The organism is Fumia xinanensis, assembly GCF_014384905.1.
In the GTDB taxonomy this organism is placed as follows: Bacteria; Bacillota; Clostridia; order Oscillospirales; family Ruminococcaceae; genus Fumia; species Fumia xinanensis.
The window spans coordinates 188,697-199,244 of sequence record NZ_JACRSV010000003.1; the positions used below are offsets into that span (position 1 = coordinate 188,697).

General features: G+C 49.5%; 11 protein-coding genes. 1 reads left to right on the forward strand and 10 read right to left on the reverse strand.

The features are described from left to right. Window positions 1-62 precede the first annotated feature (62 nt). From H8710_RS10510 to H8710_RS10550, 9 genes are all read right to left on the reverse strand, one after another. Entirely contained in the window at window positions 63-2,174 is a 2,112-nt protein-coding gene (locus H8710_RS10510; RefSeq protein ID WP_249295477.1) for a penicillin-binding transpeptidase domain-containing protein, read from the reverse strand. A gap of 79 nt (window positions 2,175-2,253) precedes the next feature. Then, entirely contained in the window at window positions 2,254-2,775 is a 522-nt protein-coding gene (mreD, locus tag H8710_RS10515; RefSeq protein ID WP_249295478.1) for a rod shape-determining protein MreD, read from the reverse strand. Next, window positions 2,775-3,650 (reverse strand): rod shape-determining protein MreC, encoded by an 876-nt coding sequence (gene mreC, locus H8710_RS10520; protein ID WP_249295479.1) that lies wholly within the window; start codon window positions 3,648-3,650, stop codon window positions 2,775-2,777. Before mreC ends, mreD begins: the two co-directional genes overlap by 1 nt. 95 nt (window positions 3,651-3,745) lie before the next feature. Then, window positions 3,746-4,765, reverse strand: coding sequence for a rod shape-determining protein (mreB, locus tag H8710_RS10525; protein WP_249295480.1), 1,020 nt, complete (start codon window positions 4,763-4,765; stop codon window positions 3,746-3,748). A 116-nt stretch (window positions 4,766-4,881) separates the two neighbouring features. Beyond that, window positions 4,882-5,457, reverse strand: coding sequence for a Maf family protein (locus H8710_RS10530; RefSeq protein ID WP_249295481.1), 576 nt, complete (start codon window positions 5,455-5,457; stop codon window positions 4,882-4,884). Further along, a complete protein-coding gene (locus tag H8710_RS10535; RefSeq protein WP_249295482.1) occupies window positions 5,457-5,720 on the reverse strand; it encodes a DUF4321 domain-containing protein in 264 nt (87 codons plus the stop codon). The genes H8710_RS10530 and H8710_RS10535 overlap by 1 nt, the downstream gene beginning before the upstream one ends. Window positions 5,721-5,734: 14 nt before the next feature. After that, window positions 5,735-6,181, reverse strand: coding sequence for a dUTP diphosphatase (dut, locus tag H8710_RS10540; RefSeq protein WP_249295483.1), 447 nt, complete (start codon window positions 6,179-6,181; stop codon window positions 5,735-5,737). A 9-nt stretch (window positions 6,182-6,190) separates the two neighbouring features. Then, complete coding sequence (locus tag H8710_RS10545) at window positions 6,191-8,242, reverse strand: peptidase U32 family protein (RefSeq protein WP_249295484.1); 2,052 nt, start codon at window positions 8,240-8,242, stop codon at window positions 6,191-6,193. A gap of 25 nt (window positions 8,243-8,267) precedes the next feature. Next, window positions 8,268-8,648 carry a cell division protein ZapA gene (locus H8710_RS10550; RefSeq protein WP_249295485.1) on the reverse strand — a complete coding sequence of 127 codons (381 nt, stop codon included), beginning with the start codon at window positions 8,646-8,648 and terminating at the stop codon, window positions 8,268-8,270. A 459-nt stretch (window positions 8,649-9,107) separates the two neighbouring features. On the opposite strand from H8710_RS10550, the gene H8710_RS10555 reads away from it, so the two are divergent. Beyond that, a complete protein-coding gene (locus H8710_RS10555) occupies window positions 9,108-9,863 on the forward strand; it encodes a heparan-alpha-glucosaminide N-acetyltransferase (RefSeq protein WP_249295486.1) in 756 nt (251 codons plus the stop codon). On the opposite strand, the gene H8710_RS10560 is transcribed toward H8710_RS10555, so the two are convergent. After that, the gene (locus tag H8710_RS10560; protein WP_249295487.1) at window positions 9,850-10,521 is read right to left on the reverse strand and encodes a metallophosphoesterase; all 672 of its coding nucleotides are present in this window, start codon (window positions 10,519-10,521) and stop codon (window positions 9,850-9,852) included. The two genes, H8710_RS10555 and H8710_RS10560, sit on opposite strands and share 14 nt — an antisense overlap. Window positions 10,522-10,548 lie beyond the last annotated feature (27 nt).

Sequence of the window (10,548 nt, forward strand, 5' to 3'; positions counted from 1 at the left end):
ATTTTAACATATCTTTGCAAAGAATACTATAGCCAAAATACTTCTTTTTTAAAAATTTCCGGTTATTCGGGCTGTGAATCGCTGCCTAATGCCGGATTCTCACTCTCTCCAGGGGACGTGTCATCGTTTTCTTCCCCGGAGCCTTCTCCCGCTTCACCTTTGACGCCGTATGCGCTGTTCTTTCCGTGGGTAGAATAATAGGCGTCCAAAATACGGCGCATGAGGTAATTGGCGTTTTCCCCTTCTTCCAGCATGACACCCACGGCAATTTCGGGATTATCTACAGGTGCAAAGCCGATGAGCGCGGAGTTTGTGGTGTTGTTATCCACCTGGGGGGAGCCGGTTTTGATGGCAACCTGATATCCTAAATTGCTCAAAGAATAGGAGCCGCCAACCTTTTCCGCCGCACCGATCATGCCTTCAACAATGGCCTGATAGTTTTGCGGATGGATTTCAAATTGGGAGGCGATTTCCGGATCGGTGGAGGAAAGGACTTCCTTGTCGTCATAGCTGCGGACCTCTTTGATGATGTGCGCCTTATAGCGGGTGCCTTTGTTGGCCAAGGTCATTGCCTGGATTGCCAATTGTAGAGGTGTTACCGAAGTGTCCATCTGGCCGATAGCAGCCTGAACCACATTTCCTTGAAACCAGGTGGAGCCCAATGACTCTGAACGAGCAGGTCCGGACAGAGCACCTTTTTTGGAGGGGATCTCAAGCCCAGTTTCCTCGCCTAGACCTAATAGGCCTGCGTATTCATTCATTTTATCAATGCCCAGTCGGCGTCCCACATCGTAGAAAAAAATGTTGCAGGACACGGTCAAAGCTTTTGAGACGTTGGTCTGCCCATGCCACCCAAGGCAAGTGGGACGAAACTGGTTATTGGGCAAAATATCGTAATAATAATAGGTGTGCTGGCAGTTGACGGTGGAGTTAGGGTTAATGATCCCTTCTTCCAACCCACCGACTGCTACGGCAGTCTTGAAAGTAGAACCGGGGCGGTACAGCCCGTCGGTAGCCCGGTTGAAGAGAGGGTTGTTTTTGTCGTTTAAGAGGGCGGTATAATCAGAAAAATAATTGTTGATGTCAAAGCTGGGATAATTCACCATGGCGAGTACCCCGCCGGTTTTCACGTCCAGTACAACTACGGACCCGGCCTTGACGGTGTTGCCTTTACCGTTGGGGCGGGAACGGAGCCATGCGATATGTTCTTCCAATGCTTCTTTAACTTTCCGCTGAAAGGCGGCATCTACAGTGAGAACCACTTTATCGCCGGATTGCGGGGCTTGCGTCACCTCTTCACTGATAACGTCGCCACGCTTGTTCTGTTCCACGGCGCGGACACCGTCCACTCCGTGGAGAGTAGTCTCCATTACTTTTTCAATGCCAAAACGCCCTACTTGGCTGTTCATTTTATAACCCAGCTCTTTATAGTTTTCCTCATACTCTTCAGCATACATAGCACCGATGGTGCCGACTACATGAGGAAGAAGATCTCCGTTGGGATAACTCCGGATATCCTCTTCCACTATGTCTACACCGGGAAATTGGTGGGACATTTCTTTTATTTTCAAAATGAATTCGATGGGGACGTCCTGTGCAAACACATACTGGTTATTGTTTATGGAAAAATCGGAGATGACCATGCCATAGCGGACGCCTGCGATTTTGCGGGCGGTCTCATCGTCATAACCCTCGATGTTAAAGGTGTCCAAAAGGTAATACATACAGTTTTCCGCTGTAGCGTAAACATTCAGTTCCAGTTTCTTCTTTAAAGTGGCAATTTCTTTTTCCTGTTCATTCAGAAATTGGGGTGTGCCTGTCCGGGTAATGGGAAGCGGGTCATACCACTCCACCCCATTTTCCTCGCAGAGTTCCACCAGCTCTCTGATGATCTCATTTTGCTGGCTTCGGGGAAGAAAAGCGTACTGAAACACAATGTTGAATCCCGCCTTGTTTTCAGCGAAAGCCACTCCATTGCAGTCCACGATGTCGCCGCGGGCGGCCTTGATGGGAAGTTTACTGCTGGTCATCTGGTGGGTTTGTTCGTTGAGTTCCGCTCCCTGCACAATCTGGTAGGACATAAGTAAGAGGACAAAAAAGACAGAAAACACTGCGGATAGAACCGATAGAACGACCAGTCGATTGCGCTCAGTAGGCTTTTTTGCGGTTTTCATGTGCAATACACTCCTTTCCGGAAAAATAGGAAAAAAATACTCGCCAACGGCATTCATTCTCCGATACCGTTGACGCTAATTATGTTCGAATCATACTATTGAATTTTGTGGCGATAAACCGGACAAGATAGTAAAGGGGCACAGCAAAAAACGTGGTATACAGGGAGGAGAGCAGAAGCTGCCCAAAACTGAGCCAAACTCCATGAAAGCCCCATATCAGATAGTAAAACAAAAAATTCCATATGCTGCAGATAAGGCTGACCCCTCCGACTGTGAGAAGGGCATTTGCCACATTGACCCGCACTAGATACATAGATAATAGCGCCGCCAAAAGACAGCAAACCAAAAGCACCATTCCGTAAAATCCAAAGACTTTTCCCGAGGCGAAATCCCAGAGAAAGCCGGTGATGAGGCCAAAGACAGCGCTGCCGATTTCTCCCTCAAACAGGGCGATACAAACAGCTAATGGAATGAGCAGCACAGGTTTGGTGTGATGGATCGTCAAAAGAGAGGGGGCGGTTTGGATACAATAGAGTATCAGCAGCAAAACTGCGTAAATCCCCCATTTGATCACCGCTTTTGAGGTTTTGCCCAGTGTCATCACGTTCCCTCGCTTTCATCTGTACGGGAGCTGTGATCCTGCTTGCCCAGAAAATCCGTCAACACAAATACGTGCTTGATTTCATAAACATCGCTGACCGGCTTGATGCTGGCGGAAGCCGTAATGCCCGATTTTTCCAGAGTCACTTCCTCTATGGTTCCGATGACCAAGTCGGGAGGATAATAGCCACTGGTTCCAGCGGTGACAATAATGTCCCCCTGTTTTACTTCGGTCGTTTTGGGAAGTAATTCCAGCTTAGCAAGACCTTTGTCTGCCAAAACGATGTCTCCAGTCAGGTTTCCGGTTTCCTTGGTGCGGATTTCCACTGCGCCCACATTGATTTCAGGACTCAGTATGGTGACGACTTTGGCATAAGTGGGGCCCAGAGAATCCACATATCCCACGAGGCCGTTACCGGTAATGACCGGGTCCCATTTGGAGATTCCGTGAACCGTTCCCTTGTCGATGGTAAAGGAACCAAACCGGTCGGAGGGGTCTCTGCCGATGATCCCGGCGTCCAAGAGCTGCATGTCAGGATTCTCCTTTTTCAAGCCGACAATTTCCTGGAGCCGTTCATTTTCTGTTTTGGTATTTTCGTAATCCACCATTTTTTTGCGGAGTTCGGATATTTCCTCCTTAAGCTGATCGTTTTCCTCTTGATTCGCTTTCGCGTTGACAAAGATGGAAAAGAAATCGGTAATAGAGTCCGACAGGGCCGCCGATGCCTTTTGGGCGGGAACGACAACAAAGGAGACGATTTTTTCCGGAATCGTAGCCAGCCCGCCTGTAGAGGCAGAATACAGCATGACGCCTACGATAACCGCCAAAACGGCCGCGATGATTTTAAAGCGGACACTGTTAAAAAAGTCGCGCAAGGCGCCACCCCTTTCTGAATTAAATTCAAATTGTCACGAAAAGGAAAGAGCATGTTGAATGGCATTTGCCATCAAAAACTCTTTCCTTTTCAGAATTAATAGCGGGTTTCCTCTTCGCTGAGAATATCTGTGAGCCGGTCGATATTATCGAGCACCATACCGGTGCCGTTTGCCACGCAGTCCAGCGGGTTTTCAGCGATCTGGACCGGCATACCGGTTTCCATATTAATGAGCTTGTCGAGGCTTTTCAGCAGCGCGCCGCCGCCGGTCAGCGTAATGCCCTGGTCGATAATGTCGGCTGCCAATTCAGGAGGAGTGCGCTCCAGAGTGATACGGATGGCCTCCAGAACCAGGCTCAGTGGGTCTTCTAAGGCACTGCGGATTTGGTCAGATGTAATTGTAATGTTCTCGGGCAGGCCGTTTAGGAGGTTTCTGCCCTTGATTTCCATCGACAGCTCCCCTTCTTCCAGAGGACAGGCGGAACCAATATTGATTTTGATATCCTCTGCGGTGCGCTCGCCGATAAGGAGGTTGTATTTTTTCTTGATGAAATTAATAATAGCCGCGTCGAATTCGTCGCCGCCTACCCGGACGGATTTTGCCGCCACAATGCCCCCTAAAGAGATGACTGCCACTTCGCTGGTGCCGCCGCCAATGTCGACGACCATGGAACCGGTGGGCTCGGCCACGGGGAGTCCCGCGCCGATTGCGGCTGCCATGGGTTCTTCAATTATCGCAACCCGTTTGGCGCCCGCCTGCTCGGTAGCGTCGCGGACGGCACGGCGCTCAACGGCGGTGACGCCGGAGGGAATGCAGATGACTACCCGCGCCCGCGTGAAGAAAGATTTTCCAATCGCTTTGCGAATAAATTCCTGCAACATGCTGGTAGTGATGTCAAAATCGGCAATCACGCCATCCTTCAAGGGCCGGACGGTGACGATGGAACCGGGAGTTCTACCGATAACGTCTTTAGCCTCCTGCCCCACGCACTTGACCTTGTCGTTTTTAATATCCACGGCGACGACGCTGGGTTCTCTGATGATAATGCCCTTCCCCTTCATATAAACCAGGGTATTGGCTGTTCCCAAATCAATGCCGATATCTTTTGAAAACATAAGTGCTACTCCTCTCGATACGGCCGTTTCTCTGTTTATGCGGCCTTCCTTTTACCAATATTTTTATTATAACCTTTTGCAGGGTATTACACAATCTTTTTTTGAAAAACCTGTTCTTATCCGAGAAAATCCTTCAATTCCCGCTTAAAACGGGCAATGGGGAATCCAACAACGTTAAAATAATCCCCTCGAATTTCCTTGACCAAGGTGGCGCCATAGCCTTGAATACCATAAGCCCCCGCTTTGTCAAAGGGCTCGCCAGTGTCCAAATATTCGTCGATATCCCGTTTTGACAAAGGGTAAAATTCCACTTCAGTAGAACAGACAAAGGAGCGATGAACCTGCCCGTAGATGGTCACACCGGTCAGTACACGATGGACTTTTCCGGACAGAGCGGACAGCATATTAAATGCTTCCTTCCTGTCCTTTGGAATACCAAAAACACGACCTTCCGGAGAAACTACTACAGTATCTCCGCCAATGACAACGGCATTTTGATTTTCCCTTTCAAAGACTTCTTTTGCTTTTCCAAAAGAGAGTTTTTGAACAAGTTGCTCTGGAGCAAGCCCCTGCCCCATCAGTTTTTGCTCATCAAACTGGGAAGGAACGGAGGTGAAATCCGGAATAACCAGCGTTAAAAGTTCTTGCCTCCTAGGGGAGCGGGAGGCTAATATAAAACAGTTTACTTCCATCAGATTTTCCTTGCCACCTTCGCATAGATGAGGATAGAGCCGATAATACAGAGCAGCTTTGCAATATTTACTTCCAGCACGAATCCAAAGTTTAGCTTGATAATGGCCAAATCGACGGAAACAGGGTTCGGATAGCCGACTCCGATGGAATCACCCCAGCAAAGCCATTTCAAAAAGGAAACGTCTTGGGCCAGATTGGTGATAATGGTTCCGAGGATAATGCCGGACAGCAAAAACAGAAGGAATAACAGTGTTTTTTTCAATTCGTTTCCTCTTTTCATGAGAGCTTTTCACGGCCGGTGGACCCAAAGCCCCCGGCCCCCCTTTCAGTTTCGTCCAGCTCTTCGGCCTCTTCGACTTCCGGAAGCAGCACGGGGGAAATGACCAGCTGTGCGATACGGTCACCGTGATGAATGGTAAAAGGGACGGCAGAGTGGTTTGTAACCGGTACCAAAATTTCGCCCCGGTAGTCGCTGTCGATGACACCGACACAGTTAGCAAGTGTGATGCCGTACTTGGAGGCCAGCCCGCTGCGGGGATAAACCAACCCCACCGTACCGGTTTCCAGGCCGATGGCGATGCCAGTTGGAATTTTGACAATTTCCCCTGGCTGGATAACTGCTTCCCCATCTAAATGAGCCGATAAGTCCAGTCCGGCGCTTTCCGCTGTAGCTCGCTTGGGTATCACAGCGCCATCCCGTATCCGTTTAATTTTCAGTTTCATATGAGTACCTCATTCAACACCGCGGTAATAAAGGCCCCGGGTACATTCCTGGGGAAGCTTTTTCCCAAAACGAAATGCGTTTATAATTTCTTTAGCCTGCTCTGTTTCCTCAATGGTGAAATCCAGCAGGATAAAGCGGATGTTCTTAAATTCATGCCGCCGGTCGCTGATGGACAGAGGCAGCGTGTTATAGATATAGCTTACTTCCCCATCGCAGCGCACCGGAAAATGGAAGCCTTTGCGGTCTACGAGAGCGCCTTTCTGCCCGCAGTCCTTGCATCCGATCTGAGCCTTGACAGGACAGTTTCGCACCGCCATCAGAGGCAGATGACCGTAGCCGACGACTCCCGCCGGGAGCGGCATCCGAAGTTTTCGTATCCAGTCCAGCTTGTCTTCAATGGAAATGATCGCAGACGCTAGCCCCAGGTTTTTGACGGTTTTCAGACTATAGGAGTTTGCAAGGTTTAAATTCGGGCCGCCAACAAGTTCCATGCCGGACTGTTGCCCCAATGTAATATGGGCGATATTGTCGCAGTAAAGCGAGGAAAACCCCGTTTCCTTCAGCCTCTTGAGCTGTGCCCGTACCCTTTCCTCTGTACCGAAGGCAAACCGAGGAGGGACTGGTATAATTTTCCCCCTATAGGGAAATAATTCCTTTTGGTGCGCTTCAATTTCATTTATTGGAAGTAAAATTTTGTCCAAATAGGGTTCCTCTTCCCAGGGAATCTGCGCGTAGTGGAGAAATTTTCCCCAAAAAGCGGGTTCGGAAACGGGTTTTAGGGTTTCAACACTGGGTAGAGGGCAATCTGAAAATTTTACCGGAGTCCCTTGCCGAAGCAAATTCAGTTTCTTGACTGCATCCCGGCGCACCGCGTTGAAGGCGGCGGACGAAAGAGTCAAGCCGTCATCCATTTCGGCCTCAAAGCTTTCCAAGTAGTAAGGGGTTCCTCCCAATTTAGAGAGGAATTTCCTTGCGGAATCAGGAGCCGCTGAAAGGTGCAACGCCTCCTGGGGATTCTCTCCCTCCGCCGACACCACATTTCCGGCGGAGTCGCGTATTTCCAGCCGAATCGGGGCATTCCGTTTCATGGAAAAAAACATGGATACCGGCACCAAAGGAGTCTGCTTATGATATAACTGCGCAAGGGGCTTAAAAACTTCATTGGCGGACACCACGTCTTCCTTTTTTCGGAATCCAAACATGGTCCCATCCACTTTTGCGTCGAAATAGCCGCTTGTAAACCCGCTTCTGGAAAAGACGGCCTGCAGAGATCCAATGTCCGGCTTTTCCCCGCTCAACGCCTTGCGGCAGGCGGTGACAGCAGCGGCCACGTATTCCGGCCGCTTCATTCGTCCCTCGATTTTGACCGAATCCACGCCCATTTCCTGCAAGAGCGGAAGCTGATCTACTAGGCTCATATCCTTGAGGGAAAGAACATTCTCCCCCTTGCCCTTCACTGTAAAGGGCAGTCGGCAGGGCTGCGCACACTGCCCTCGGTTGCCGCTTTTTCCTCCGAACATGGCACTCATATAGCATTGTCCCGAAACACACATACAGTGTGCCCCGTGAACAAATACTTCCAGTTCCAGGGAAGTGGTTTCCCGTATACGAGCGATTTCTTTCCGGGAAAGTTCCCGGGCCAGCACGACGCGGGAGAAACCCAGCGTTTCCGCCGTTTTGACGCCCGCCGGCGAATAAATCGCCATCTGTGTCGAAGCGTGAAGAGGCATATCGGGTGCAAGGGCTTTGATGATGGAGGCAACGCCCAGGTCCTGCACGATGAGTGCGTCTACTCCCGCGCGGCAGGCGGCATGAATACAGCGCTTCAAATCGTCCAGCTCGTGGTCGAACACCAGAATGTTTAGCGCCTGATGAACCTGCACTCCGCATCGATGGGCGTATGTCACCGCCTCACAGAGCTCTTCCTCACCAAAATTCTGACTGTTTTTGCGTGCACTGAAATTTTTCTGTCCCAAATACACTGCGTCAGCGCCGCAGCGCACGGCGGCTTCCAGTGCTTCCATCGAACCGACGGGAGCCAATATTTCTACTTTGTTCAATTCAGGCCCGCCTTTCGGTCTGGTCTCAGTTGTGGGTTCCGTCCACTTTGTCTCGGAGGGAACGAAGTCCCAAGTCGTTTTTTAGTGACTCGTTTTCGCTTTTGAGGGCATCCAGCTCTTTACGGAGTTGGTCCGCCTCAATGCGCATATTGGTCGCTTCTTCCACATAGCCTTTGATTTGAGCACGGATATTGTCTACGTCGGAAACAGATTTCATATTGTCGTCCAACAGAGACAAGCCTACCATAACGGCAGCAGAAGTGAGGCTGGCGCTTTCGTTCTCATCCATAAACTGGGTGATCTTTTTGTCCAGGTCTTTGGCAAGCGTAATGACGTAGGATGGATTTTCTTCGGTCTGCAGGTTATAGCTTTTCCCGCAAATGACCACTTTGACTTTGTTGAGCATACCCTTTCCCCCTGATGCGGTGATTTAGCCGCATATTTTTCTGCGAAAACTGCCAGCTTGCATGTTCTTACTGCATAAAAAGACAATATTTTCGCATATATACTACAATTATATTATATTTTCCCGCAAATGCAAAGTCCTTTCATAGTTTTTTTATAATTTACTTTCTTTTTACCGTATAATATGTGGTAAAATCCGTAAAAGATAGTTTAAAATGTCATGGATTTGCAGAGCAACCCCAAATCCGCCTTGTTTGCGGGCTTATTAGAGCCCTCAGAAATACTATTTTTACCTTGGCCGCGACAAAAACAGCAATGATGCGTATTCTTTCATCCAGCACAACGGCCGTTTTTATAAAATTGCTGTAAACTATCAATCTCCTCTATTTTTTCATAAACTATACAAAACCGCCCAAAGCAAACTGCTCGAGCGGTCCTTTGAAAGGAAGTGACGGCTCAGATGGACAACCTTTTAAAGAAACGGATTGTCCTGCTGGACGAAGTCCGCGGATTTGCCATTATCTGCATGGTGGTATACCACTTTTTCTACGATTTGATTCATGCGCAGATTCTATCCATACCCTTTTTCGATTCCGGGCCGATGAACTTTATTCGGGACGTATTCGCAGGGCTTTTCATGTTCATTTCCGGAATTAGCTGCCTATTGTCGAGAAACAACATCCGTCGTGGCGTTTACTGCATGGGGGCAGCTCTGCTCGTCACCGGCGTCAGCGCCTTGTCTTCGCCGGATATGCCCATACGGTTTGGTATTCTGCACCTGCTGGGCACCTGCATGATCCTCTATGGTGTGCTTGAGCCGGTGCTCGGAAAGGTGAAACCTTTGTTGGGCGTTATATTGTGTGCTTTACTGTTCCTGTTTACCTGGGGCGCAAGGGAAGGGTTTGTGGGGATTCCCTCGCTGCTGGAAATTCCGATTCCGGACATCTTTTATCAGACTGAGGTGTTTTTTCCTTTCGGTGTTTTGGCAGACGGATTTGTGTCCGGCGATTATTTTCCTCTATTCCCTTGGATGTTCTGCTTTTTTGCGGGCAGCTTTTTCGCCCTATGGTATCGCAGCCGTAAAATACCTGAGTGGGCCTACAACACCCATGTTCCGTTTTTCGCCCTGGCGGGAAAATACACCTTGTGGATTTACCTGCTCCACCAGCCGGTCTTGTTTGTCATTTTAAAACTGATTGAAATTATTCGGCCTTGATGACCTGTTTGTAGACGGCTGTATATCGGGGCGGTACCGGTTTGTCCAGATGGTAGCGCCCAAAGTACCAATGGGAAAACTGGCAGCGGCTCACCACCTCGTCAAACAAGCTGTGGATAAAACTAAGCTCATTATCGTCCATGTAGAGAAACTGCTTAATGGCGCCGGGGGCATCATGAGTGACGATAAAGTCCACCCGGTTGCGGTGGGCCGCCAGCTGATCGAGGGCGTGCTGGGTTTCCTGAACGGATGGCTGCTCTTCTTCCCAAAAAGCTTTTCCACCCTCGCTCAGGTCGAGGCCTCTGTCCTTGGAATCTCCGCCCCCAAAAGCGAAAACCGACCTGCCGTCAATTTCATAGATTTCTCCCCGCATGAGCTGATAGAGGTTACCGCTGATTTTCCGTGCTTTTCCGCCTTTGTAGGCGACAACGGGATATTCCTTCAGCAGGTCGTAATTATCGTGGCATCCCTCGACGAAAAGAGTGTCATAACGGTGCCTTCCGATTTTTTTGAGTATTTTTTGTTCTTCCTTGGAGCCGTCCCACACAAAACCGAAGTCGCCGCAGACGATGAGAACATCTCGGCTTTTGAGCTTTTTCAGTTCCGGTGTGCAGAGACGGCCAAAATCCCCGTGGAGGTCTCCTGTGATGCAGATCACAATGTTTGCTCCCCTTTCCCTCGCAAA

Excerpts from the sequence above, each read along its gene's own strand:
- H8710_RS10530 (WP_249295481.1), bottom strand. The coding sequence starts at position 5,457 with ATGGAAGTAAACTGTTTTATATTAGCCTCCCGCTCCCCTAGGAGGCAA.
- H8710_RS10510 (WP_249295477.1), bottom strand. The coding sequence starts at position 2,174 with ATGAAAACCGCAAAAAAGCCTACTGAGCGCAATCGACTGGTCGTTCTA.
- H8710_RS10555 (WP_249295486.1), top strand. The coding sequence starts at position 9,108 with ATGGACAACCTTTTAAAGAAACGGATTGTCCTGCTGGACGAAGTCCGC.
- mreB (WP_249295480.1), bottom strand. The coding sequence starts at position 4,765 with ATGTTTTCAAAAGATATCGGCATTGATTTGGGAACAGCCAATACCCTG.
- H8710_RS10550 (WP_249295485.1), bottom strand. The coding sequence starts at position 8,648 with ATGCTCAACAAAGTCAAAGTGGTCATTTGCGGGAAAAGCTATAACCTG.
- mreD (WP_249295478.1), bottom strand. The coding sequence starts at position 2,775 with ATGACACTGGGCAAAACCTCAAAAGCGGTGATCAAATGGGGGATTTAC.
- dut (WP_249295483.1), bottom strand. The coding sequence starts at position 6,181 with ATGAAACTGAAAATTAAACGGATACGGGATGGCGCTGTGATACCCAAG.